We start from the raw sequence: 24315 nt of genomic DNA on the forward strand, positions 1-24315 counted from the left end.
AGGAAGTTAAACTGACGGGTAGTTTACCGCGAAGTGCCCCGACAACAAAGAAAGAGCTTTTGAGACAAAGGATCTATGGCTCGTGGACGGAGACGATCTACCATAAAGTATCCCCTGAAAACGGAATCCATGACCATGACAAGACGTTATTTGAAGCTGGCGATGCTGACCACGCTGTTCACACTCAGCGCCTGCGCGCAGCAAAGCGAAGTCCGTCAAATGCATGAAAGCGTAAGCACCTTGAGCAAAGAGATGACTCAGCTTAATCAGCAGACGGTGAAAATTAGCCAGCAAAACGCTCTGAATGCGAAATCCACCAGCGGCGTTTATCTTTTGCCCGGCGCCAGGACTCCGGCGCGCCTCGAAAGCCAAATCGGCACATTGCGTATGTCGCTGCGTGATATTGCCGCCGACGCCGACGGTACCCGCCTGACGCTGCGTATTCAGGGGGAATCAAACGACCCGCTACCGGCGTTTAGCGCCACCGTTGCCTGGGGGCAAATCAGCGGCACCACGCAGAATTATCAGGAAGTTAACGTGCACGATCGGTTGATTAGCGCCCCCGCCAGCATCCTGGCGCCGAGCGACGTTGATATTCCGCTACGTCTGAACGGCATCACGCCGGAGCAGCTCGGCTTCCTGCGCATTCACGATATCCAGCCCGCCACCGCACAATAATCCCCTTCACCGGGTGTCGCCGACACCCGGGCCCCCCGTCCAGAAATCCATTTACAATTTTTCTAAACAGTTCAGTAAAAATTGACTGTATGGATGAATTTCAGTGGCATTCTGTCAGGAAATGCATAGAATCGTGAACGCAATCGATTACGTATGTTTACGTTATGTGAAACAACACGTATTTTTGTGAGCAATGATTTCTATAATAGACCCCCACAGAAAGACGAAATATTTAGAAACGCTTCGGCAACGTTCTTAACGCCTTTTGGCTTAATTTAAACAGTGGCATCATTATGAAAAAAACATTACTGGCAGCAGGCGCCGTACTGGCGCTGTCCACATCGTTCACTGCTGGCGCGGCAGAAAACGAAAAACCGCAGTACCTGTCTGATTGGTGGCACCAGAGTGTAAACGTGGTGGGTAGCTACCACACCCGTTTTGGACCGCAAATCCGTAACGATACCTATCTGGAATACGAAGCGTTTGCTAAAAAAGACTGGTTTGATTTCTATGGCTATATCGATGCGCCGGTGTTCTTTGGCGGCAACAGCACGGCAAAAGGTATCTGGAACAACGGTTCTCCGCTGTTTATGGAAATCGAACCGCGTTTCTCTATCGATAAGCTGACCAACACCGATCTCAGCTTCGGCCCGTTCAAAGAGTGGTATTTCGCGAACAACTATATCTACGATATGGGTCGTAACGATTCTCAGGAGCAGAGCACCTGGTATATGGGTCTGGGTACCGATATCGATACCGGTCTGCCGATGAGCCTGTCTCTGAACGTCTATGCGAAATATCAGTGGCAGAACTATGGCGCATCCAACGAAAACGAATGGGACGGCTACCGTTTCAAAGTGAAATACTTTGTCCCGCTGACCGACCTGTGGGGCGGCTCGCTGAGCTACATCGGCTTCACCAACTTTGACTGGGGTTCCGATCTGGGCGATGACAACTTCTATGACATGAACGGCAAGCACGCGCGCACCAGCAACTCCATCGCCTCCAGCCACATCCTGGCGCTGAACTACGCGCACTGGCACTACTCCGTTGTGGCCCGTTACTGGCATAACGGCGGTCAGTGGGCCGATGATGCGAAGCTCAACTTCGGCGATGGCGACTTCAACGTACGCTCTACCGGCTGGGGTGGTTACTTCGTGGTGGGTTACAACTTCTAATCCTGCCTGATGGTCCCCGGCCTCTGCGCCGGGGATATCGATTGACGCGCATTATGGCTCACGCTCCTCGCACCTCACCTTACGCAGAAAATCACTCAATGAACGGTCGGCCCGCTCGCTGAAAAGGCGCCCGGTAGCAGCCACGTCCAGGCAGCGATCGAGACGAAAGCAGCGGTAATCGTCGCGGAGCTCGCACCAGCTCACCAGCAGCCAGCGTTCGCCCCAGAAAAAGAGCCCCAGCGGCAGCACTTCACGCTGCGACACCTTTCCCGCTTCGTCGCGGTAGTGCAGCGCCAGCACCCGCTGACCGGAAACCGCCCGATGCACCAGATCAAACTGTGCCTTACTGTAGCCCTGGGCGCCAAAATCCGGCGCAAATAGCCGCGATTGTTCGGCCTTACGCCGACTCTCCTCAGGTAAAATCGCGAGCATCTTTTCCCGAGCCGACTCCAGCGCCTGGGACAGCGATTCGCCCCCCCAGGTTTGCAGCAGCCGAATCGCGGCCACCAGCGCTTCCGACTCCTGGGTCGTCAGCATCAGAGGCGGTAAGCTGTAGCCTGCCAGCAGGCGATATCCGCTTCCGGCCTCACCCTCCACCGGCACGCCGGAGAGCGACAGGTCGCGGATATCCCGGTAGATGGTGCGCTCCGATACGCCGAGCCGCTCCGCCAGCAGTCCGGCGGTGGTTAATCTTCTCCCCCGCAGGATCTGCACGATTTGAAAAAGGCGGTCGGCGCGTCGGCTCATTTTTAGCTTATCTCATGGTCAGGCCCGTCCCGCAGGCGTCAAACGCATTAATGGGACAGGTATTTAGGTTGATGGAGGCCAATCCGGTTACCTTCGCTATCCATAAACAGCGCGATGGTGCCAATATCGTTCGACAGCTCAAGCGGGCCAAAGACGCAGCTCCCGCCAGCGGAATTCACGCGGTCGAGCGTGGCGGCCAGATTGTCAGTATGCAGATAGATAATACATCCCTGATCGGCAGGTTTAACCCCGTCAAACTTCGCCAGCGCGCCGCCGGGGGCCGGATCCTGATACGGAAAAACGGCCATTTCGGCACAATCCATATTTTCCCGACGCAGCGTCACCTGCAGCACCGGCTCGTAAAACGCCACGGCACGATCCATGTCAGCGACCGGAATTTCAAACCAGTTAATTACGTTGTTCATACATCCTCCTGTCCATTGTTTGGGTTCAGGAGGAGTGTATGGCAGGGCTCCTGACAGCGTACTGTCAGGAGCGATCGCCGTCTGCGATTAACCCGCCGAGCAAACCAGGGCCCGCTGCTTATCCAGCAGCCAGGGACGGAGATAGCCCACGGTGTTGGAAAACGGCAGCACCTCCTCCGGCAGGACAATCCCCAGCTGCTGGCGAATATAGGCCCGCCGGGTAACGATGCGCTGCCAGAGAGTCGGCCAGTTCTCCGCCAGCTCCTCACGTAGCGCCTCATCCGCAACCGCTACGGTATCTTCAATACTGGCCCCGGCATAGCCCGCCCGTGAGGGGATAATATCGATTTGCAGCAGCATGCCGCTGCGGATACTGGCCTGAGAGTCCGGCCCTACAGGAGAACACAGCCACTCTTCGTCGGCGACCAGATGGCCGGGGTTCAAATGCCAGTGATACTCTGCTTTCGGTAACACCCGCTCGATAAGATCATACATCTCACCGCCGCGCATACCGATACGCAGGTTCTCCAGCCAGCTGACTACCGCCCGGAAATAGGGCTTCGCCACCACATCGAGGTAGTCCGCCACCTCCGGCGCCAGCTCCGTTTCATCGCCGACTACATAGGCTGCCCGGCTGCTTAAGCCGCCTTTAAACCCGGTAGTGAGCGAAAACTTATCGCCGCGACGGATAACCTTATCGCCAGGATAGAGACGGGCATCGGCGAAACGATCGCCGGTAGCGGCAATCATCACCACGCTGTTGGGCTGGCCTTCTGCTGCCAGCAGCGCGCCGATCTGTTTTTCCGTTTTCCCCGGCTCGATGGCATTCAAAGCCGTGAGGATCGCCGTCGACGCCAGGTTGGCGCCATATTCATAATGCGCCAGCTCATTGGCTGAATTTACCGTTCTCACTCCGCCATCTGGCGCGATAAATATTGCCGTGGCATTGACCACAACCGCCTGCGGCCCTGCAGCCTGCCGAATGGCGTCAACGATAAAAGCAGGCAGATCGAACATCTGTGAACGGTCGTCAGCGCTGCCGGTGAATAGCTTCCAGCCTACCAGGCCCAGCGTTTTCCCGCTGCTAATACCGGCATCCTGCAGCAGCTGAGGCAGACTCTTTTCATTGCTCATGGGTTGATTCGGCAACGAGAACCACGGCGCATGGATCACCCGGTTTTCCAGCCGGGCAAAGGCCGCCAGCTTGAGGTTTTCATTGCCCAGCACCAGCACCGCCTCCCCTTCGCGATGCAGTACCAGCAATGCTTCTTCAAAACGAGGGATAAAGCCGGTGAGATATTCGAAGTTTCCGCCGTGCTCTTTATCGGCATACACGATCAGCGTGTCATAGCCATGCCGGCGCATTTGCGCAAGTACCCTGGCTTTACGCTGGCGTAGCGTTTGATCGCTGAGCGTAACGGAAGGCACATCGTGCCAGACGGTGGGTTCGGCGACGGCAGAAAGGACTATGGCGGACATGGGGGATCTCCATCTCATTAAGCTAATGAGTGGAGAGTAGCGAAATTTGGCCGGGCTGTAATAAAAAAATCCCGGCCTTGCGACCGGGATTGCTTTATCTGAACGCGCCGGATTTACGGCAGAATTGACGGCTGATCCGCCCCTTCTTTTTCTACCTTCTGCTGCAGCATATGCTCACGCTTCATGCCCAGCTTCAGCGCCAGTGCGGACGCCACGTAGATAGACGAGGCCGTACCGATGGAGACACCGATCAGCATGGTCAGCGAGAAGCCTTCCAGAACCGGGCCACCAAAGAGATACAGCATCAGGATCACCACCAACGTGGTTCCGGAGGTGATCAAGGTACGATGCAGCGTCTGGGTCAACGACACGTTGAAGATCTCATACGGCGTACCGCGGCGGATCTTACGGAAGTTTTCACGGATACGGTCAGATACCACGATGCTGTCGTTCAGCGAGTAGCCGATAACCGACATCAGCGAGGCGACGATAGTCAGGTCAATCTCGATATGGAACAGCGAGAGGATGCCCATCGTAATGACCACGTCGTGCGCCAGAGCGATAACGACCCCGGCGGCAAGACGCCACTCGAAACGGAAACCAACGTACACCAGGATACAGATTAATGCCGCCAGCAGCGCCAGCGCGCCGCTTTGCGCCAGGTCAGCCCCGACGCTCGGCCCCACGAACTCGATTCGCTTAACCGTCGCGGACTGGCTGGTCGATTCGTTAATCACGTTAACGACCTTGCTGCCCAGCTCCTGACTGATGTTGGCATCATGTACCGGCGGCATACGTACCATAATGTCGCGGCTGCTGCCGAAGTTCTGCACCTGCGGCTCTTCAAAGCCCGCCTTCTGCAGCGCCTGGCGCATCTGGTCCAGTTCGGCCGGTTTTTCGAGGGTAATTTCGATCACCGTACCGCCGGTGAAATCCAGACCCCAGTTAAAACCGCGCACGCCCATCACGACAATGGCGGCAATCAGCAGAAAACCTGAAATGCCGAAAGCCCAGTAGTCCCAGCGCATAAAGTCATAGACTTTACGGCCGTGGTTCAATTGTTCAACAGTATATTCCTGTGCCACAACGCACTCCTCAGATAGACAGCTTTTTAACGCGCTTGCCGCCGTACAGCAGGTTCACGATGGCACGGGTGCCGACGATAGCGGTAAACATCGAGGTTGCCACACCGATACCGGTAGTAATCGCAAACCCTTTAATTGCACCGGTACCGACCGCGTACAGGATGATAACTTTGATCAACGTCGTAATGTTCGCATCGAAGATCGAGCTGAATGCGCCCCGGTAACCTTCATCAATCGCCTGCTGAACGGAACGTCCGTTGCTCAACTCTTCTTTAATACGTTCGTTGATCAGTACGTTAGCATCGACCGCTACCGCAAGGGTTAACACGATACCCGCAATCCCCGGCATACTCAGCGTGGCCCCAGGAAGCAGGGACATGATACCGACGATCAGCACCAGGTTAGCCACCAGCGCAGAGGTCGCGATCAGACCGAATTTCTTATAGAAGAAAATCATGAACAGGATAGACACCACCAGACCGGCCAGACACGCTTCCAGACCCTGCTTGATGTTCTGCATACCCAGAGTCGGGCCGATGGTACGTTCTTCAACGATCTGAATCGGCGCAATCAGCGCACCCGCACGCAGCAGCAGAGAGAGCTGACGCGCTTCATTTGGGTTGCTGATACCGGTAATACGGAAGCTGTTACCCAGGCGAGACTGGATGTTGGCGATGTTAATCACCTCTTCCTCTTTCACCAGAATGGCACGACCGTTGGCATCTTTCTTACCGCTGTCTTTGTACTCCACGAACAGGGTCGCCATCGGTTTGCCGATGTTGTCCTTGGTGAAGTTAGACATGATGTTGCCGCCGGCGCTGTCCAGCGAGATGTTAACCTGCGGCTGGTTGAACTCGTCCATGCTGGAAGTGGAGTCGGTGATATGGTCACCGGTCAGAATCACGCGCTTGTACAGCACAACCGGCCGACCTTCACGGGTATCTTTCACTTCAGAGTCGCCAGGGACACGGCCGGAAGCGGCTGCGGCGCTGTCAACGTTGCTGTTAACCAGACGGAATTCCAGCGTCGCCGTAGCGCCAAGAATTTCTTTCGCCCGAGCGGTATCCTGAATACCCGGCAGTTCAACCACGATACGGTCGGCGCCCTGACGCTGTACCAGCGGCTCGGCAACACCTAGTTGGTTAACACGGTTACGCAGAATGTTGATGTTCTGCTGCACGGCGTATTCGCGGGCTTCTTTCAGGCGCTCATCGGTCATCACCGCTTTCAGGCCAGTAGCGCCCTGCGTGGAGATAACCAGATCGCGGTGACGCGGGCTCAGCCAGGAGATGGCCTGATCGCGTGCGGCGCTATCGCGAAAAGCGATGCTCAGACCATAATTGTCTTCCTTACGCACGGTGGAGTAAGGGATGCCTTTTTCACGCAGCTCGCTGCGCAGGCTGTCGATATTTTGTTCCTGCAGTTTTCCCAGCGCGGTGTCCATATCCACTTCCATCAGGAAGTGTACGCCGCCGCGCAGGTCAAGACCCAGCTTCATCGGCTCGGCATGGATAGCCGCTAACCAGCGAGGAGTCGCCGGAGCTAAGTTCAGCGCCACGACGTATTTATCACCTAACACGTCCACCAGCACTTCACGTGCGCGCAGCTGGACATCGGTGGTGTCGAAGCGCGCAAGGATTGCGCCCTCTTCCAGTGCCACAGACTTAGCGGTAATTTTTTCTTCTTGTAACGTTTTCTGGACCTGGATCAGCGTTTGCTCACTGGCGGCGACACCGCGCGCGCCAGTGATTTGAACGGCCGGATCCTCACCATACAGGTTGGGGAGCGCATACATCAGGCCGACGATAATGACGACGACCAGCATGATGTACTTCCACAAAGGATAACGGTTTAACACGGCAGTTCCCTTAGGGAAAAGTGGATTACAGTGCCTTCATGGTGCCTTTCGGCAGAACGGCAGCGACGAAGTCACGTTTGATAACCACTTCAGTGGTATCGTTCAGCGCGATAGCAATGTATCCGCTTTCAGCCACTTTCGTGACGCGACCTACCAGGCCGCCATTCGTCAGCACTTCATCGCCTTTGGCGATAGAGTTCATCAGATTTTTATGTTCTTTGGTGCGCTTCTGCTGTGGGCGCAGGATCATGAAGTAGAAAATCAGACCGAACACCACCAGCATCAGAATCAGAGACATCGGGCTACCCTGCGCCGCGCCACCGGTTGCTGCTACCGCATCAGAAATAAAAAAGCTCATTCAAATTCCCTCATTATTAAAATTAATCAACGTTCAAAGGAGGAACAGGTCGCCCCTGACGTTGGTAAAAATCGGCCACGAAGCCCTCTAATTTACCCTCTTCGATAGCCTTACGTAAACCAGCCATTAAACGCTGATAGTAGCGAAGGTTATGAATGGTATTGAGGCGCGCACCCAATATTTCGTTGCAACGATCGAGATGATGCAAGTAAGCGCGTGAATAATTGCGACATGTATAGCAATCACACTCGGCATCCAGCGGCGCGGTGTCGCTTTTATGCTTCGCATTACGAATCTTCACCACGCCATCGGTGACGAACAGGTGGCCGTTACGCGCGTTGCGCGTTGGCATGACGCAGTCGAACATGTCGATACCGCGACGCACCCCTTCAACCAGATCTTCTGGCTTGCCGACGCCCATCAGATAGCGCGGTTTGTCGGCCGGGATCTGCGGGCAAACGTGCTCCAGGATACGGTGCATGTCTTCCTTCGGCTCACCGACAGCCAAACCGCCGACAGCGTAGCCATCAAAGCCGATATCTACCAGACCTTTAACGGAGATATCACGTAAATCTTCGTAAACGCTGCCCTGGATAATGCCGAACAGCGCATTTTTATTGCCAAGAGAGTCAAAACGGTCGCGGCTGCGCTGCGCCCAGCGCAGCGACATTTCCATCGAGCGCTTAGCGTAATCCCAGTCCGCCGGATACGGCGTACATTCGTCGAAGATCATCACGATATCGGAACCGAGATCGTACTGAATCTCCATCGATTTTTCCGGATCGAGGAAAATGGGGTCGCCGTTAATCGGGTTGCGGAAGTGGACGCCCTGCTCGGTAATTTTGCGGATATCGCCGAGGCTGAACACCTGGAAGCCGCCGGAATCGGTCAGGATAGGCCCTTTCCACTGCATAAAATCATGCAGGTCGCCGTGTAGCTTCATGATTTCCTGGCCCGGACGTAACCACAGGTGGAACGTATTGCCGAGGATAATTTGCGCGCCGGTGGCTTCAACTTCTTCCGGCGTCATCCCTTTTACGGTGCCGTAGGTACCAACGGGCATAAAGGCTGGCGTTTCAACCACGCCGCGATCAAACACCAGGCGGCCGCGGCGGGCGCGTCCGTCGGTGGTATCCAGTTCAAATTTCATTTTAACTCCTGCGTCAGAAAAACAGTCTGACGTTAAACACTCATGTCGCGGAGTTATTCCCCGACACGCTCAAAAATAGCCTGCGGATTGTACGTGATAAACATCGCGTCCCCGTAGCTAAAAAAGCGATATTTTTGTTCTACCGCAGCCTTGTAGGCATTCATGGTGTGCTGATAGCCAGCAAAGGCGGAAACCAGCATAATCAGAGTTGATTCAGGGAGATGGAAGTTGGTCACCAGCGCATCAACCGCTTTGTACTGATACCCCTGATAGATAAAAATCTGCGTGTCGCCGAAAAACGGCTCAATCAGGTCGTTTTTCGCCGCCTGCGCCGCGCTCTCCAGCGAACGGACGGAGGTGGTGCCTACCGCGATGACCCGGTTGCCGCGCGCTTTCGCCGCCAGCACCGCATCAACGACCTCCTGCGGCACTTCGGCGTACTCGGAGTGCATGATGTGATCTTCAATGGTCTCCACGCGCACCGGCTGGAATGTCCCCGCGCCAACGTGCAGCGTCACAAACGCCATTTCAATCCCTTTCTCGCGCAGCTTCTCCAGCATCATATCGTCAAAGTGCAGGCCTGCGGTCGGCGCGGCTACGGCCCCCGGCCTGGTGCTGTAGACGGTTTGATACAGTTCGCGGTCGGCGTCTTCGTCCGGACGATCGATATACGGCGGCAGCGGCATATGGCCGATGCTGTTGAGGATATCCAGTACCGGACGTTCATCGTTAAATTCGACTTCAAACAGCGCGTCGTGACGTGCCACCATCGTGGCGTTGATGCTTTCATCATCGCCCAACAGCAGCTCGGCGCCCGGCTTCGGGGCTTTAGATGCGCGAATGTGCGCCAGAATACGTTTGTCATCCAGCATGCGCTCGACCAGCACTTCAATCTTGCCGCCGCTGGCTTTTCGGCCGAACAGGCGCGCCGGGATCACCCGGGTATTGTTAAAGACCAGCAGATCGCCCGGGTTAAGTTTGTCGAGTAAATCGGTGAAAGTCCCATGCGTCAGCGCTCCCGTCGGACCGTCTAACGACAGCAGGCGACAGCGACTGCGCTCCGGCTGCGGGTAGTGGGCAATCAGGGATTCGGGTAGTTCAAAGGAAAAATCGGTAACGCGCATGACGGTGGCTCAGACTAAATAAAGAGGCGGGTAGTCTAGTGCCGGGGCGTCCTCCCTGCAACCTTTACCCCTCTGGACGAATAACATAATCTATACACAAAACCATTCAAGATGCATCGACGCGGCAGCTGAATGACAAATTCGTCAGGAACAGATTTGAACGCCGCGGAGTGGCGGTCCGAGAGGACGAGGCTCAAAGATGAGCCGGGAAGCTGAAGCCAATAAAGAGGCAGTTTGAAGGATAAAAGGTATATGAATTTTCTTGCACACCTGCACTTAGCCCATCTCGCCGACAGCTCCCTGCCCGGCAATCTTCTGGCAGATTTCGTTCGCGGCAATCCCCAGGCGGACTACCCGGCCGACATTGTCGACGGTATTTTTATGCACCGGCGCATCGATGTCATGACCGATAATCTGCCGGAAGTCAAAGCAGCCCGCGACTGGTTTCGCCCGCAGACCCGCCGCGTGGCGCCCATTACGCTGGATGTGATGTGGGATCACTTCCTGTCGCATCACTGGGCGCGTATTTCACCTGATATGCCGCTCAACGAGTTTGTCCGCTATGCCCAGGCACAGGTCACGCCGGTATTACCCGATTCGCCGCCGCGCTTCGTGAATCTCAATGCCTATTTGTGGTCGGAGCGCTGGCTTGAACGCTATGAAGATATGGACTTTATTCAGCGCGTCCTCAACGGCATGGCCAGCCGTCGTCCGCGCCTTGATGCCCTGCGCGACTCCTGGCAGGATCTGGATACGCACTACGATAAACTCGAGCAGCAGTTCTGGCATTTTTATCCGCGAATGATGGCGCAGGCCACCAGGCGCGAACTATAAAGATTGCGCTTTCTCACAGAAAGGCTATTCTGAACACCGTTTTCCGATATAAATTGATAGGCAAAACCTATCTCATTGATTGTCAACGTCACGTTGAGTTCGCATGAACCTGTCCCTATACTTGCCCGCGTTGCGTTCCAATTAACCTTATTATTAACAGGAGAATCATATGGTTCTGGTCACTCGTCAGGCTCCGGATTTTACCGCAGCAGCTGTTTTAGGTAACGGCGAAATCGTTGAGAAATTCAACTTCAAACAACACACCAACGGTAAAGCAACCGTCCTGTTCTTCTGGCCGATGGACTTCACCTTCGTTTGCCCGTCTGAGCTGATCGCTTTTGACAAACGTTATGAAGAATTCCAGAAGCGCGGCGTAGAAGTCGTTGGCGTCTCCTTCGACTCTGAATTCGTTCACAACGCATGGCGTAACACCCCGGTAGACCAGGGCGGTATCGGTCCGGTTAAATACGCGATGGTTGCTGATATCAAACGTGAAATCCAGAAAGCTTACGGTATCGAACACCCGGACGAAGGCGTGGCGCTGCGCGGCTCGTTCCTGATCGACGCTAACGGCGTAGTTCGCCACCAGGTGGTTAACGACCTGCCGCTGGGTCGTAACATCGACGAAATGCTGCGTATGGTTGACGCGCTGCAGTTCCACGAAGAGCACGGTGAAGTTTGCCCGGCACAGTGGGAAAAAGGAAAAGAAGGTATGGCCGCTTCTCCGGAAGGCGTAGCTAAATACCTGACCGAGAACGTGTCCAGCCTGTAATCGGCCCATGTTCAGAAAAAGGCTCGCGCATGCGGGCCTTTTTTATCTCCTGCCGCAGCACATTTTGCGCTCTATCGCGCAGTCGCCGCTCCCTCATGCTTTTCAGATGGCTTTTTTTGTTAGCAAACTCAAACTTTGATAAAAAACTGCCATGATATTTGTGATACGCAAAACACTTCTAAAAAATAAATCGCTCCTATTTTTAATCTTTCCCACCTGATATTATTTCAATAATTGAATACAAAATTATAACTAATTGATAATTAACATAATAATAAATGTTATTTTCCCTAAAAAAATAACGCAAAAATCATTTCGCTGTGATCAACTTCAAGGTTTAAAAATTCAAATGTGATCTGAACCATGATTTCCTGTGTTCTATTTCGTCATGATTTAACTCAGAAAATAAATGCGTTAAGGATTGGATTATGGAAATCATTTTTGATCGCCGGTTAATCGCACTTGATCAGAACATTACCAGCGCCAGTCAGGCTATCGAATTATCCGGGACGCTACTTGCCCGCCAGCAAATTTGTCGCCCCGAATACATCACCGCGATGCTCGACGTCTATAAGGATTTTGGTCCCGCCATTGTTATTGATAGCGGCCTGGCGATGCCCCACGCGCGCCCCGAAAAGGGGGCCATCCGCACCGGCTTTTCTTTAATCACCACCCGCCAGCCGCTTCACTTTGGTCACGAAGAGTTTGACCCGGTGAGCGTCATTATCGGTATCGCCGGCGCCGACGCCGATAACCATATAAAAATGATCCAGATAATCGCCACACTGATTGAATCAGATATTGTGTCGTTCCTTCGCGAAGAGCATGACATCAATGCCGTATTCAATTTCATCCACAATAAAATGGAGTCGTCATTATGTTAGTTATCAGAACAGTTTGTGGTAACGGGATTGGCAGTTCATTAATGGCCGCAAGCAATGTCAAAAAAATATGTGATGAATTAGGGATCAAAGCTGACGTCGCCTCTGTTGATTTTGCTAATGCCGTCGGAGAGAAAGCCGATCTCTATATCACCATCAAAGAATTAGCCAATCAGTTCCCTGCGCATTGTCAGGTCGCCATTATTCGCAGCTATGTACATAAAGCAAAAATTGCTGAAGATATTACCGACGCTCTGACAAAAATTGCTGCAACTCATTCTTAATCATTATTAAGAGCCTACCCCAGCAGGCGTACATTGTTGCAGCCAGTTTGGACACGGACAGCGCGGAAAAACCGGAGCGTACACGCAGTACGTGAGGATTTTGAGCACTGCCCAGGGCCAAAATGGCAAATAAAATAGCCTAATGGGATAGGCTCTAAGGATACGATCATGCAGGCTATACTTACATTCTTATCAGAAATATTCAGCCAACCCGCATTTCTGATGGGGATTATCGCATTTGTCGGTTTAGTGGCACTGCGTTCCCCCGGAAATAAACTTCTCACCGGTACCTTAAAGCCCATCCTCGGTTATTTAATGCTCAGCGCCGGTGCAGGGGTTATCGTTGCCAACCTCAATCCGCTCGGCGGAATTATCGAAGCCGGATTTAATATTCGTGGCGTTATTCCTAACAACGAGGCTATTGTTTCCGTCGCCCAGAAGGTACTGGGTGTTGAAACCATGAGTATATTGCTGTTAGGTTTTATTTTTAACCTGCTTATTGCTCGCTGCACTAAGTATAAATATATCTTCCTTACCGGTCACCACTCATTCTTCCTCGCCTGTCTGTTCTCTGCGGTACTGCAGGCGGCAGAATTCCGCGGCTGGATGCTGGTACTGATTGGCGGGTTCTTACTCGGCTCCTGGTCGGCGATCTCCCCGGCAATCGGTCAGCGCTATACCAAGCAGGTCACCGAAGATGGCGGCATTGCGATGGGGCATTTTGGCTCTCTGGGGTATTACATCTCCGCGTGGATCGCCAGCAAAACCGGCAACCCGGCGAACTCTTTCGCCGATACCGAAATCTCTGAAAAATGGGGCTTTCTGCGCGATACCACGGTCACTACCGGGATCGTGATGTTCGTTATCTACTTTGTCTGTAGCGCCGTGGCCGGCACCGAATACCTGCGGACAATCACGGATCAGAACATGCTGATCTTCTCTATCCTGACCGGGCTGCAGTTTGCCGTCGGCGTCGCCATCGTCTACAACGGCGTGCGTCTGATCCTTGGCGATCTGGTACCGGCATTCCAGGGGATTAGCCAGAAGCTGATTCCCGATTCGATTCCGGCCGTAGACTGCGCGGTGTTCTTTACGTTTAGTCCAACGGCGGTGGTCGTCGGTTTTATCAGCTCCTTTATCGGTGGTCTGGTGGGAATGCTGCTGCTGGGCGCCTTCGGCATGGCGCTAATCATTCCCGGCATGGTGCCGCATTTCTTCTGCGGCGGGACCTCCGGCGTCTTCGCCGACAAGCTGGGCGGCAAGCGCGGCTGCGTCATTGCCTCGTTCATTGGCGGCATCTTCCTCGCCTTCCTGCCGGCGATGTTGCTCCCGGCTTTAGGCAGCCTGGGCTTTGAGAACAGCACCTTTGCCGATTTTGATTTCGCGGTATGGGGCATCATTATCGGTAATGCGTTTACCCAGTTTGGCCAGATAACCATCTATTTGATTTGCCTCGCCCTGCTCATCGCTCTGCTGGTGCCTTTCTGCTTCCGCTCAGTGCGCGTGGTAGGAGATACGCTCAGCTACGAAGCGCTGACGGCGAATAAGAAAAATGAATAGGGTTTCATTTTTCCCTGCGGGAAGCATTCTTCCCGCAGCTGACGACATTATCAGGAGTAGTTATGGCTATATTGTCCATAGGATTTTCATGTTTTGATCAGTTCTTCTTTCTGAATGAGTGGCCGCAGGAAAACACCAAAAACTTCTGCCACGACTTTATTGAAAGCGGCGGCGGTCCGGCGGCAAATGCCGCATGGCTGCTGGGATTATGGGGCGAGGATGTCTATTACATCGGTCATCTCAATGCGGATATTTACGGTCAGCGTATCGTCGATGAATTTGCTCAGGCCGGAGTCGATACCAGCCACATCGTCTTTTCCGATGAGATGATCACCCCGCTGGCATCGGTGCTGGTTAACCGTTTAACGGGCTCGCGAACCATTATTACCCGTAAAATGCAAACGCCACCTTCGTTGACCTACGATCAAAAACTGAAACTTGACGATCTCGCACAGCGCCTTATTGCTTCAGAAGAACCGGTGACCCTGTTAATTGATGGTCATGAAGCGGAAATCAGCGAGTATTTAATTAAAAAACTCCCCGCGGCCCGCGTGGTCATGGATGGCGGCTCATTACGTGCCAGTAATATCAAACTGGCGGCCTGGACTGATTATTTCGTCGTCAGTGAACATTTCGCCAGAGACTATATGAGCTACCGCGCGCTGAGCACTGAGAAAGAGCTAAAAACAGCCCTTCTCGAACTGAATAAAATCTGCCGGGGTGAGGCTTTTATTACTCTTGGAGAAAAAGGCTGTGCCTTTTTAAAGAGCGGGATGCTGCACATTGTCCCCGCCTGGCAATGTCAGGCCGTCGATACGACCGGCGCCGGCGATGTTTTTCATGGTGCTTTCACTTACGGCGTTCATTATTCATGGCATATCGATAATATTATTCTTTTTGCCAGCCTGACCGCCGCAATCTCTATTGAGAAAAAAGGTGTTCGTGAATCCATGCCGGATCTTGCCGTTGTTCATAATGCATTAAACAGCTACGAAAGAAACTTAACGCAGTATTTTGATGAATAATTGATTCCGAGGTGATTATGTTAGTTTCTATGAAGGACATGCTTCAGCATGCCCTACGGGACGGTTATGCCGTAGGGCAGTTCAATATTAATAATCTGGAATGGGTTGGCGCCGTATTAAGCACCGGGCAACAGCTCCGCTCACCCATTATTTTGGGGGTCTCCGGCGGTACGGTAAAACATATGCTGGGCCTGAAATGCATTCATGACATCGTGGTCAATGCGATGGACTATCTACAGATTGATATTCCTGTCGCATTGCATCTCGATCACGGGACCACGCGCGAGGCCTGCGAAGCGGCCATTGAAGCCGGCTTTAGCTCGATTATGTTTGATGGCTCCCATTTGCCGTTTGCGGAAAACCTGGCGATCACCCGCCATCTGGTCGACCTGGCGCACAGCAGAGGCATCTCCGTTGAAGCCGAGCTGGGAACCATTGCCGGCAGTGAAGATGGCATCGTGAATTCTGAGGTTATCTATGCCGATCCGCAGGAGTGCTTTACCCTGGTCAGCGAAACGCAGGTAGACTGCCTCGCGGCAGCGCTCGGTTCTACGCACGGGCTTTATAAAGGGAAGGCTAAACTCGGCTTTGCCGAAATGAAAGCCATATCAGAGCTTGTTAAAGTACCGCTGGTACTTCACGGCGGGACCGGTATTGCTGACGACGATATGCGCAAAGCAATTGCCTGCGGTACGGCAAAAATTAACGTCAACACCGAGAATATGTACGCCTGGTGCGAAGCCGTGAAAGCGCTGTTCGCCGCCGATAACGGTCACGATATTAACGATCCGCGCAAAGTTATCCGCCAAGGCTTGCTGCCCGTGCGCGAGATGGTCGCCCGCCGGATCCAGCTATTTGGCTCTCAGAACCGGGGCTAAGCCCGGCATATCGTTGATGCGTCATCAGATGGTCGCGCTCCGCGCTCCCCCGGCGGCCTCGCCGGGGGAGCGCGTTAACCTGTCAGAGGCTAAAACGCAAAGCAGGAACAGCCCATCACGCCCCAGAACGCCTGCTCGTCCGATACCGGCACCGACGACTGACGGGCAATATCATGCTGATGACCGTGCACGCCGCAGCTGCCGCAGCACTGGTGCATCTGGACTATCGCCCCGATTTTCGCCGCCGCAGGCGGAGCGGAACGATAGTGGCCCGGCACCTTGACCACCGGAGACCACTCCGGCAGAACAGGAATCGGCGGCGGCGCCAGCGGCGAAAAATGCCCTGCGGCATAAACCACTTTGCCATCAACCACCGTCAGCACCGACTCAATGCCTTTGATCTCCTCTTCCGGCACGCTGAAATAGTCTTTGGACAGCACCACCAGATCGGCCAGCTGATCTTTCTCAATACGCCCTTTTTTACCTTGTTCACTGGAGAACCAGGCGCTGCCCGCGGTCCACAGCTCCAGCGCCACCTCGCGCGGCAGACGGTTGCTGTCGTCATACATCGCCATGCCGCCCACGGTACGCCCGGAGACCAGCCAGTAGAGCGCGGTCCACGGGTTGTAGCTCGCGACACGCGTCGCATCGGTCCCCAGTCCCACCGGCACATCCAGCGCCAGCATTTTCGCCACCGGCGGCGTATGCTTAACCGCCTCTTTGCCATAGCGATCGACAAAATATTCGCCCTGGAAAGCCATTCGGTGCTGTACCGCGATACCGCCGCCGAGCGCCTTCACGCGTTCAATATTCCGCTCGGTAATGGTCTCCGCATGGTCAAAGAACCAGTGCAGGCCGTTAAACGGAATATCGCGGTTCACCTTCTCAAAAACATCCAGCATCCGGCTGATGGATTCATCATAGGTGGCATGCAGGCGGAACGGCCAGCGGTGTTCCACCAGATGGCGTACCACCCGCTCCAGCTCGTCTTCCATCCCTTCCGGCAGGTCCGGACGCGGCTGCAGGAAATCTTCAAAATCCGCCGCCGAGAAGACCAGCATTTCGCCGGCGCCGTTGGCACGGAAAAAGTCGGTCCCCTGTCCCGGTTTCAGCATATCGGTCCAGCGTTCGAAATCATCCAGCTCCTGTTTTGGCCGCTGGGTAAACAGGTTATAGGCAATACGCACGGTCATCTGCTCTTGCGCATGCAGCTGTTCAATAATTTCATAATCTTCCGGGTAGTTCTGGAAACCGCCCCCGGCATCAATCGCGCTGGTGAGGCCAAGCCGGTTCAGCTCACGCATAAACTGGCGCGTCGAATTGACCTGCTGCTCCAGCGGCAGCTTCGGCCCTTTCGCCAGGGTCGCATAGAGAATCATCGCGTTAGGTTTGGCGATCAGCATCCCGGTGGGGTTACCGCGGCTATCGCGCACGATTTCACCGCCGGCCGGATCCGGCGTCTCTTTGGTGTAACCCACGGCTTTCAGCGCCGCACGGTTCAGCAGCGCGCGATCGTAGAGATGGAGGACAAATACCGGCGTATCCGGCGCCGCCTCGTTCAACTCCTCGAGGGTGGGCATGCGCCGTTCGGCGAACTGAAATTCACTCCAGCCGCCGACAACGCGCACCCATTGCGGAGACGGCGTGCGATCGGCCTGATCTTTCAGCATGCGCAGCGCGTCCGCCAGCGACGGAACCCCCTCCCAGCGCAGCTCGAGATTATAATTCAGCCCGCCGCGGATCAGGTGCAGGTGGGAATCGTTCAGGCCGGGGATCACCGTATGGCCTTGTAGATCAATGATCTGCGTCCCTTGCGCAGCAAAACTCATGATCCGATCGCGGCTGCCGGTGGCGAGGATCTTGCCGTTGGCGATCGCGATCGCCTCGGTCAGCGGGTTCGTGCGGTCAAGGGTATGAATTCGGCCGTTGGTCAGGATCAGTGTGGCAGTTTGCGACATAACGCTCTCCTTCAGGAGGCTGACTCAGTTTTTCTTTAACCAGCCAGCAAACAGACGGGTCACGATGGGCATCCAGAACCAGACCACCAGCGCGACCACACAGGCATCATTTATCAAATGCAGCAGCAGGCTTCCCCGCAACGAGGGAAGGAACATCCCGGTCAGCCAGGGCACCAGGTTAGTACTGGGAAAGATCACCAGCAGCGTCATCAGAAACTGCTTCCAGCGTAGCGGCTGGCGTACATTCGCTGCCGGTGGAGTGAACCAGAATGCGGGTTCGGTCCGCACTTCCGTGCGATCGCCTTCATTGAGCAGCGGCGCAATTTCCGCAACCAGTTCGCGACGCGTTTCTGACTGCGTCCAGGCATAGAGGTGTTCAATGGTGTCAAAACGAATAATGACGCTCCACAAATTCTGCCCGGCGGTCGGGCGAATCACGTTAGCGCCCAGATGGCCGGGAAACTCTGCCGCGACAGGCATAATTTTGCCTAACCACTGCTCATAGCGTTTCCCGTGCTCGGGATCGAGCGTATGGCTTATTACCAGGGTCACCGATTTCTGTTGCGTCATGACCGGGCTCCTTGCTGCGGAGAATGGCGGAAATTGCCGTTATTCTCCATCAATGACAATACACAAAATCATTCATGCTGCCTCGAGGCGGCAAGCTTGTACGTCCCCGGGAACTGACATAAGTCAGTGACCGGGGCGGGCCAACGAAGCCAACAAAGAGGCTGCCTGAAGGATGAAGTGTATTCAGGCTTTACGTTCCGGCGCACCGTGCACCATGGTGTAGGCGTAATCCACGCCCATCCCGTAAGCGCCGCTGTGTTCGCGAACCAGATCCATGACCGCGTCATACGTCTCTTTGCGTGACCAGTCGCGCTGGTATTCCAGCAGGACCTGCTGCCAGGTGACCGGAACTGCACCGGCCTGCACCATGCGGTCAATTGACCGTTCATGGGCGTCAACGGAGGTGCCGCCGGAGGTGTCGGTAACCACGTAGACTTCAAACCCCTCTTCCAAAGCCATCAGCGCCGGGAAGGTCAGGCACACTTCGGTCCACAGCGCAGAAATAATCAATTTTTTGCGTCCGGTGGCTTTGACCGCCTCAACAAAAGCGGCATCTTCCCAGGAGTTCATCGATGTACGTTCAATCGGTTTAACCTGCGGATGGACCGCCAGTAATTCTGGCCAGATATAGCCGCTAAAACTTTTGGTCTCAACGGAAGTATAAATAACCGGAACATTAAAAATTTTGCCGGCTTTAGCCAGGGCAACGGTGTTGTTTTTCAGCGTCTGGCGGTCAATATTGGCAACGCCAAACGACATCTGCGGCTGATGGTCAATAAAAATCAGGGTCGAGTTGGTTGGATCGATCAGTTCCCGAATAGACATGACATACCTTCTTAATCAATGAGTTAAAGAGATATAAAACAAGTTGCTGTGGGTCTGAATCGTGACGGATAAAGCCTGCTGAGTATAGTCAGTTATTTCTAACGAGTTATTAAAGAAATTCTCCGTGCTATTGCTAAATACATAAGCTACGGGCGATAAATTTCAGAGGTATGAAGGCGGAAAGAGAGCAAGACCATCGGGTCAAAATATAAAAAGTTGGCTGTCTGGTTAGCAATACTAATCAAAAATTTACGCGAAAGGGTTCTAAATTATTCACTGGCATTGACCATCCGGCTTCGGTAAAACTGAGTCACCCTTGTTAACCGGTAAGTAATGGATGCGCTTAAACCTTGATGTTCTGCTGATTCTGGACGCGTTAGATACCCACGGATCTTTCGCCACCGCCGCAGAGTCGTTGTATAAGACCCCTGCCGCCCTGAGCTATATGATCCAGAAGCTGGAAAGCGATCTGGATATCACCCTGCTGGATCGCAGCGGTCATCGGGCGAAGTTTACCGATACCGGCAGAATGGTGCTCGAGAAGGGGCGTTTGCTGATTAACGCCGCAAAAGATCTGGAAAAACAGGCCGTACAGCTGGAAGCCGGCTGGGAGCGGGATCTGGCTATCGCGCTCGATGCCTCTTTCCCTTTTGAACGTCTGCTGCCGCTGATCGACGCTTTTTACGCGCAAAATCCGCAAACCCGGCTCAACTTTACCCACCATACGCTGGCCGGATCCTGGGAAGAGCTGACCCGCAACGGCGCAGATATTATGCTCGGCGCCATCAACGAACCGCCCACCTCCGCCGAATGGTCGTGGAAAATGGTCGGTGCGCTGGATAATGTCTTCGTTGTCGCTCCCGCTCACCCGCTCGCCGAGGCGACGCAGCCGCTCAATAACAAGCAGCTGAGCCTGCATCGCGCGGTGGTGATTAGCGACAGCGCCCGCTATTGCCATCCGCTCAACAGCAATCTCCTCGCCGAACAGCCGCAAATTCGCGTCGACGATTTTGCCAGTAAGGTGGCGCTGCTGCGCGCCGGGCTGGGCTGCGGTTTTTTACCTCGCCATATCGCGCAGCCGTGGCTGGAGAACGGAGAGCTGATAGAAAAGCCGGTCCTCTCCTGCCGCGAGAAAGATCTCACCTATATCGCCTGGCGCAGCGACAACGACGGCCTCGCCCAGCGCTGGTGGCGGGAGGCGATTCTCCGCACCCGTTCCTGAACCAGCTCTACTCCTGACGGCTGAACCAGACGCTGGCGGAAATAGCAGGCAGGCTCAGCACACCATCATGCAACGTGCCGGCGCCCTCTTTCACCTGCCATTCGCCAACGTCCAGCAGCGGCGAATCCTCGACAACGACTTCGCAGGCTTCGCCGCGGTTGATGGCCACCAGCACGCGCAGCTGCTTATACACGCGAGCAAATACCACCACGTTCTCTTCGGCATAAATCACCTGGCAGCCGCCGTATCGCAGTGCCTTATTGGCTTTGCGCAGCTTCGCCATCCGCTTATACAGTCCCAGCAGCACGGTATCCTGCAGGGCGGGATCCCACGGGAAGGGTTTACGACAGAAGGGATCGTTGTTGCCATCGACGCCCACTTCATCGCCGTAGTAGATGCAGGGGACGCCCGGCCAGCAAAACAGCCATACGACCGCCAGCGGCAGGCGTGCGACATCTTTGCCCAGCAGCGACTTAAAGCGCGCGGTATCGTGACTGTCCAGCTGGTTAAACATCCGCAGCTGCTGTTGATGCGACAGCCCGGCGCGATAGTTATCCATCCAGGCGACGCAGGTCTGCGCGTCAATCTTCTGCGGATCGTAAGAGATATCGGTATTGGCGAGGAATCCCCACAGCGGGAAGGTAAAACCGCGGTAGTTCATGGCGGCATCTTCAGCGTCCGCCTGGAGCCACTGGCGGGCGTCGCCAAAGTGCTCGCCGAAGACAAAGGATTCGGGCTGCGTCTGCTTCGCCGCCGCGGTAATACCGGCAATATGGCGCAGGTTGTTGCGCGCCCCGCCGCCTTCACCCAGCATATGCACCACGTCCAGCCGCCAGCCGTCCATGCTCCACGGCGCTTTCAGCCAGTGGCGGACAATGCTGTCTTCTCCGGCGTAGATTTCATTCACCAGGCTTGCGGACTGATAATCCAGCTTAGGCAGGCTGGCGTAGCCCAGCCAGCTATGTGCTTCCCCTTCTGGAGAGATGGTAAACCAGTCGCGCCACGGCGAATCGTCATGGTGACACGCCCCGCTGCTGCCGCGCTGGTGGCGGTCAAACCAGGCGTGCGAATCGCCGGTATGGTTAAACACACCGTCAAGAATCAGACGCATCCCTTCTCGCTGCGTGTTGTGGCGCAGACGCAGCAGCGCACCGTCGCCACCGAATTGCGGATCGACGCGGCGATAATCTTCGGTATCGTATTTATGCACGCTGGGGGCGACGAATACCGGGTTCAGATAGAGCGCGGTTACGCCAAGCTGCTTGAGATACGGCAGTTTCTCGCTGATCCCATCGAGGTCGCCGCCAAAAAACGTCGACCCGCCCGCTTCGCCGGTTAACGGCTCATCCCACGATTTCCGGACAATATCGCGCCCGGCGGCGTGATGATGATAGACCCGATCCTGTTCCGCTTCTCGTGTCTCGCTGCGCGCAAAACGGTCAGGGAAAATTTGATAAAAGACCTGATCGGCCACCCACTGCGGGCCGCTATCCGGCAGATCGACGGCGAACTGTTCCAGTCGCGCCGGCGGAAAACGGTTAAAGCCCTGCGGCGTGAACCAGCGCTGACGATCCGCCCACAGCAGCTTAAAACTGTAGCGCCGACGCGGCTGGCCGCTGGCAAGATTGATTTCGCCCCGCCACGCCACGACGCCCGGATGCGGCTCCTGGCGCAGTCGGTGCATCGGCAGCGAGAGCTCTTCATTATCTTCTTCCGCACGCAACGTCACCCGCTGCGGCAGATCGTCGCCGCTGAGCCATAAAGTGATAAAGAGTCGTTCCTGCTGCTCCTTGATAAACGGAGCCACAGGCAGGTGCCATGCCTTCAACATCGTCATTCCTCTCTCTTTAGAATGGGCACACCTTGCCACAGCCCACCGGCGTATGACTCATCATCACAGGAATTATTGGGGGAGGATAATGGGGGTGGAGAACGCGCCTGCCAAATCCGGCAGGCGCGGGGGAGCGTTACTGTGCCTGCGCCAGCTGGCGGTCGCGGCGAGTTTTCAACTTCCAGCCAGCCAATAGCAGCACAATCCAGGCGAAACCGACGTACAGCGAGATACGGGTATCCGGATGGTAGCCAATCAGCGCAATAATAAAGACGAGGAACACCAGACCCACGGCCGTCGTGGCGACGCCACCCGGCACCTTAAACTTCAGCGCTTTCGCCTCTTCCGGCGACAGGCGACGGCGGAAGGCAATCTGCGACAGCAGGATCATGATCCACACCCAGACGGTGGCGAAAGTGGCCAGTGACGCAATCACCAGGAAGACGTTTTCCGGCATGATGTAGTTAAGATAGACCGCAAACAGCAGCGCAACGGTCATCACCATCACCGTCACCCACGGGATCCCGCGACGCGAGGTTTTGGCGAAAATCTTCGGCGCGCTGCCCTGCTCGGCCATGCCGTGCAGCATACGTCCGACGCCGAAGACGTCGCTGTTAATCGCCGACAGCGAGGCGGTCAGCACCACAAAGTTAAGGATACTGGCGGCAAACGCAATGCCCATATGCTGGAAGGTCAGCACGAACGGGCTGCCGTCAGTGCCCACCTGATTCCACGGATAAATGGACATAATCACGAACAGCGTGCCCACATAGAACACCAGAATGCGCATTGGGACCGAGTTAATCGCGCGCGGAATGGATTTCTCCGGGTCTTTCGCTTCACCGGCGGTGATACCGATGATCTCTATCCCGCCGTAGGCGAACATCACCATCTGCAGCGACATCACCATTCCCAGCCAGCCGTTGCTGAAGAAGCCGCCGTGACTCCACAGATTATGGATGCCGGTGGGCTGTCCGCCGTTGCCGATACCCCAGATAATGATGCCGAAACCGGCAATAATCATGATGATGATGGTGGCAACTTTAAAGAACGAGAACCAAAACTCCAGCTCGCCGAAGACCTTAACGCTCATCAGATTGACGGCGCAGATAATCAGCACCACGCTGAGCACCCAGATCCAGTGCGGTACCGTCGGAAACCAGACGCCCATATAAATTCCGAAAGCCGTCACGTCGGCAATCGCGACAATCAGAATTTCAAAGCAGTAGGTCCAGCCGGTGATATAGCCCGCCAGCGGGCCGAGATAATCCTGCGCATAGCGGGAAAATGAGCTGGCGGCAGGGTTATGTACCGACATTTCGCCCAGCGCGCGCATAATAATATACGCGGCCGCGCCGCCGATAATATAGGCCAGCAGGACGCTCGGGCCCGCCATTTTAATGGCGTCAGCTGAACCATAGAACAGGCCGGTACCAATTGCGGATCCCAGCGCCATAAAGCGGATATGCCGGGTACTTAGCCCGCGCTTAAGTTTGTTACTACTTTCCATCGTATTCCATGCCGTTTTTCTCTTCAGGCCTTCGCCGGAGCAGGCGCAAAAGAGGATTACCTGAAAAACAAAAAACCACGGGA

22 protein-coding genes and 1 pseudogene are annotated in these 24315 nt (G+C 54.9%); 10 read left to right on the forward strand and 13 right to left on the reverse strand.

Going from position 1 to position 24315, the window contains the following annotated elements; translation table 11 throughout:
- Positions 1–135: 135 nt before the first annotated feature.
- Both OQV00_RS20820 and OQV00_RS20825 read left to right on the forward strand, forming a co-directional pair.
- Positions 136–678 (forward strand): SadB/YajI family lipoprotein, encoded by a 543-nt coding sequence (locus tag OQV00_RS20820; RefSeq protein WP_004858607.1) that lies wholly within the window; start codon positions 136–138, stop codon positions 676–678.
- A 293-nt stretch (positions 679–971) separates the two neighbouring features.
- Positions 972–1856: a nucleoside-specific channel-forming protein Tsx gene (locus OQV00_RS20825; protein ID WP_004858604.1), complete on the forward strand. Its 885-nt coding sequence runs from the start codon at positions 972–974 to the stop codon at positions 1854–1856.
- A gap of 51 nt (positions 1857–1907) precedes the next feature.
- Here the strand turns inward: OQV00_RS20825 and OQV00_RS20830 are convergent, their stop codons facing one another.
- From OQV00_RS20830 to queA, 8 genes are all read right to left on the reverse strand, one after another.
- On the reverse strand, positions 1908–2603 hold the full coding sequence (locus OQV00_RS20830) for a helix-turn-helix transcriptional regulator (protein ID WP_032716748.1): 696 nt from the start codon (positions 2601–2603) through the stop codon (positions 1908–1910).
- 47 nt (positions 2604–2650) lie between these two features.
- Positions 2651–3028 carry a VOC family protein gene (locus OQV00_RS20835; RefSeq protein WP_015585038.1) on the reverse strand — a complete coding sequence of 126 codons (378 nt, stop codon included), beginning with the start codon at positions 3026–3028 and terminating at the stop codon, positions 2651–2653.
- A gap of 87 nt (positions 3029–3115) precedes the next feature.
- Positions 3116–4507, reverse strand: a complete 1392-nt coding sequence (locus OQV00_RS20840; RefSeq protein WP_266279364.1) for a M24 family metallopeptidase — start codon at positions 4505–4507, stop codon at positions 3116–3118.
- 113 nt (positions 4508–4620) lie between these two features.
- Positions 4621–5592, reverse strand: coding sequence for a protein translocase subunit SecF (secF, locus tag OQV00_RS20845; protein ID WP_004858587.1), 972 nt, complete (start codon positions 5590–5592; stop codon positions 4621–4623).
- Positions 5593–5602: 10 nt separating this feature from the next.
- Positions 5603–7450 carry a protein translocase subunit SecD gene (gene secD, locus OQV00_RS20850; protein WP_015585040.1) on the reverse strand — a complete coding sequence of 616 codons (1848 nt, stop codon included), beginning with the start codon at positions 7448–7450 and terminating at the stop codon, positions 5603–5605.
- A 25-nt stretch (positions 7451–7475) separates the two neighbouring features.
- Positions 7476–7808: a preprotein translocase subunit YajC gene (gene yajC, locus OQV00_RS20855; RefSeq protein ID WP_004099423.1), complete on the reverse strand. Its 333-nt coding sequence runs from the start codon at positions 7806–7808 to the stop codon at positions 7476–7478.
- A 22-nt stretch (positions 7809–7830) separates the two neighbouring features.
- On the reverse strand, positions 7831–8958 hold the full coding sequence (gene tgt, locus OQV00_RS20860) for a tRNA guanosine(34) transglycosylase Tgt (RefSeq protein WP_044347607.1): 1128 nt from the start codon (positions 8956–8958) through the stop codon (positions 7831–7833).
- Positions 8959–9011: 53 nt separating this feature from the next.
- The gene (queA, locus tag OQV00_RS20865) at positions 9012–10082 is read right to left on the reverse strand and encodes a tRNA preQ1(34) S-adenosylmethionine ribosyltransferase-isomerase QueA (RefSeq protein ID WP_032689270.1); all 1071 of its coding nucleotides are present in this window, start codon (positions 10080–10082) and stop codon (positions 9012–9014) included.
- Positions 10083–10334: 252 nt separating this feature from the next.
- Here queA and acpH point away from each other — a divergent pair, with 252 nt between their 5' ends.
- The 7 genes from acpH to fba all read left to right on the forward strand — a co-directional run bounded on the left by acpH (position 10335) and on the right by fba (position 16316).
- The gene (acpH, locus tag OQV00_RS20870) at positions 10335–10916 is read left to right on the forward strand and encodes an ACP phosphodiesterase (protein WP_004858570.1); all 582 of its coding nucleotides are present in this window, start codon (positions 10335–10337) and stop codon (positions 10914–10916) included.
- A gap of 169 nt (positions 10917–11085) precedes the next feature.
- Positions 11086–11688: a peroxiredoxin gene (locus OQV00_RS20875; RefSeq protein WP_004858569.1), complete on the forward strand. Its 603-nt coding sequence runs from the start codon at positions 11086–11088 to the stop codon at positions 11686–11688.
- Between the two features lie 428 nt (positions 11689–12116).
- Entirely contained in the window at positions 12117–12572 is a 456-nt protein-coding gene (locus OQV00_RS20880) for a PTS sugar transporter subunit IIA (protein ID WP_004858568.1), read from the forward strand.
- Positions 12566–12853: a PTS sugar transporter subunit IIB gene (locus OQV00_RS20885; RefSeq protein ID WP_004858566.1), complete on the forward strand. Its 288-nt coding sequence runs from the start codon at positions 12566–12568 to the stop codon at positions 12851–12853. The genes OQV00_RS20880 and OQV00_RS20885 overlap by 7 nt, the downstream gene beginning before the upstream one ends.
- A gap of 168 nt (positions 12854–13021) precedes the next feature.
- A complete protein-coding gene (locus OQV00_RS20890; protein ID WP_004858563.1) occupies positions 13022–14413 on the forward strand; it encodes a PTS ascorbate transporter subunit IIC in 1392 nt (463 codons plus the stop codon).
- 62 nt (positions 14414–14475) lie between these two features.
- On the forward strand, positions 14476–15438 hold the full coding sequence (locus tag OQV00_RS20895; protein WP_004858562.1) for a carbohydrate kinase family protein: 963 nt from the start codon (positions 14476–14478) through the stop codon (positions 15436–15438).
- A gap of 17 nt (positions 15439–15455) precedes the next feature.
- Complete coding sequence (gene fba / locus OQV00_RS20900) at positions 15456–16316, forward strand: class II fructose-1,6-bisphosphate aldolase (protein WP_004858561.1); 861 nt, start codon at positions 15456–15458, stop codon at positions 16314–16316.
- 89 nt (positions 16317–16405) lie between these two features.
- Here fba and OQV00_RS20905 read toward each other — a convergent pair whose 3' ends face one another.
- From OQV00_RS20905 to OQV00_RS20915, 3 genes are all read right to left on the reverse strand, one after another.
- Positions 16406–18274, reverse strand: a complete 1869-nt coding sequence (locus OQV00_RS20905; RefSeq protein ID WP_113991272.1) for an amidohydrolase — start codon at positions 18272–18274, stop codon at positions 16406–16408.
- A 24-nt stretch (positions 18275–18298) separates the two neighbouring features.
- A complete protein-coding gene (locus OQV00_RS20910) occupies positions 18299–18844 on the reverse strand; it encodes an antibiotic biosynthesis monooxygenase (RefSeq protein WP_044350262.1) in 546 nt (181 codons plus the stop codon).
- Between the two features lie 183 nt (positions 18845–19027).
- Positions 19028–19669 (reverse strand): hydrolase, encoded by a 642-nt coding sequence (locus OQV00_RS20915; protein ID WP_004858552.1) that lies wholly within the window; start codon positions 19667–19669, stop codon positions 19028–19030.
- A gap of 337 nt (positions 19670–20006) precedes the next feature.
- On the opposite strand from OQV00_RS20915, the pseudogene OQV00_RS20920 reads away from it, so the two are divergent.
- Positions 20007–20908, forward strand: a pseudogene (locus tag OQV00_RS20920) (LysR substrate-binding domain-containing protein).
- Here the strand turns inward: OQV00_RS20920 and malZ are convergent.
- The gene (malZ, locus tag OQV00_RS20925; RefSeq protein WP_103072964.1) at positions 20899–22722 is read right to left on the reverse strand and encodes a maltodextrin glucosidase; all 1824 of its coding nucleotides are present in this window, start codon (positions 22720–22722) and stop codon (positions 20899–20901) included. The pseudogene OQV00_RS20920 and the gene malZ sit on opposite strands and share 10 nt — an antisense overlap.
- A gap of 136 nt (positions 22723–22858) precedes the next feature.
- Positions 22859–24232: a proline-specific permease ProY gene (proY, locus tag OQV00_RS20930; protein WP_004858545.1), complete on the reverse strand. Its 1374-nt coding sequence runs from the start codon at positions 24230–24232 to the stop codon at positions 22859–22861.
- Positions 24233–24315: the final 83 nt, after the last annotated feature.

This window comes from Klebsiella sp. DY2415, assembly GCF_026314315.1.
Classification (GTDB): Bacteria; Pseudomonadota; Gammaproteobacteria; order Enterobacterales; family Enterobacteriaceae; genus Klebsiella; species Klebsiella ornithinolytica.

Excerpts from the sequence above, each read along its gene's own strand:
- OQV00_RS20820 (WP_004858607.1), top strand. The coding sequence starts at position 136 with ATGACAAGACGTTATTTGAAGCTGGCGATGCTGACCACGCTGTTCACA.
- OQV00_RS20825 (WP_004858604.1), top strand. The coding sequence starts at position 972 with ATGAAAAAAACATTACTGGCAGCAGGCGCCGTACTGGCGCTGTCCACA.
- OQV00_RS20830 (WP_032716748.1), bottom strand. The coding sequence starts at position 2,603 with ATGAGCCGACGCGCCGACCGCCTTTTTCAAATCGTGCAGATCCTGCGG.
- OQV00_RS20835 (WP_015585038.1), bottom strand. The coding sequence starts at position 3,028 with ATGAACAACGTAATTAACTGGTTTGAAATTCCGGTCGCTGACATGGAT.
- OQV00_RS20840 (WP_266279364.1), bottom strand. The coding sequence starts at position 4,507 with ATGTCCGCCATAGTCCTTTCTGCCGTCGCCGAACCCACCGTCTGGCAC.
- yajC (WP_004099423.1), bottom strand. The coding sequence starts at position 7,808 with ATGAGCTTTTTTATTTCTGATGCGGTAGCAGCAACCGGTGGCGCGGCG.
- tgt (WP_044347607.1), bottom strand. The coding sequence starts at position 8,958 with ATGAAATTTGAACTGGATACCACCGACGGACGCGCCCGCCGCGGCCGC.
- queA (WP_032689270.1), bottom strand. The coding sequence starts at position 10,082 with ATGCGCGTTACCGATTTTTCCTTTGAACTACCCGAATCCCTGATTGCC.
- acpH (WP_004858570.1), top strand. The coding sequence starts at position 10,335 with ATGAATTTTCTTGCACACCTGCACTTAGCCCATCTCGCCGACAGCTCC.
- OQV00_RS20875 (WP_004858569.1), top strand. The coding sequence starts at position 11,086 with ATGGTTCTGGTCACTCGTCAGGCTCCGGATTTTACCGCAGCAGCTGTT.
- OQV00_RS20880 (WP_004858568.1), top strand. The coding sequence starts at position 12,117 with ATGGAAATCATTTTTGATCGCCGGTTAATCGCACTTGATCAGAACATT.
- OQV00_RS20885 (WP_004858566.1), top strand. The coding sequence starts at position 12,566 with ATGTTAGTTATCAGAACAGTTTGTGGTAACGGGATTGGCAGTTCATTA.
- OQV00_RS20890 (WP_004858563.1), top strand. The coding sequence starts at position 13,022 with ATGCAGGCTATACTTACATTCTTATCAGAAATATTCAGCCAACCCGCA.
- OQV00_RS20895 (WP_004858562.1), top strand. The coding sequence starts at position 14,476 with ATGGCTATATTGTCCATAGGATTTTCATGTTTTGATCAGTTCTTCTTT.
- fba (WP_004858561.1), top strand. The coding sequence starts at position 15,456 with ATGTTAGTTTCTATGAAGGACATGCTTCAGCATGCCCTACGGGACGGT.
- OQV00_RS20905 (WP_113991272.1), bottom strand. The coding sequence starts at position 18,274 with ATGTCGCAAACTGCCACACTGATCCTGACCAACGGCCGAATTCATACC.
- OQV00_RS20910 (WP_044350262.1), bottom strand. The coding sequence starts at position 18,844 with ATGACGCAACAGAAATCGGTGACCCTGGTAATAAGCCATACGCTCGAT.
- OQV00_RS20915 (WP_004858552.1), bottom strand. The coding sequence starts at position 19,669 with ATGTCTATTCGGGAACTGATCGATCCAACCAACTCGACCCTGATTTTT.
- malZ (WP_103072964.1), bottom strand. The coding sequence starts at position 22,722 with ATGTTGAAGGCATGGCACCTGCCTGTGGCTCCGTTTATCAAGGAGCAG.
- proY (WP_004858545.1), bottom strand. The coding sequence starts at position 24,232 with ATGGAAAGTAGTAACAAACTTAAGCGCGGGCTAAGTACCCGGCATATC.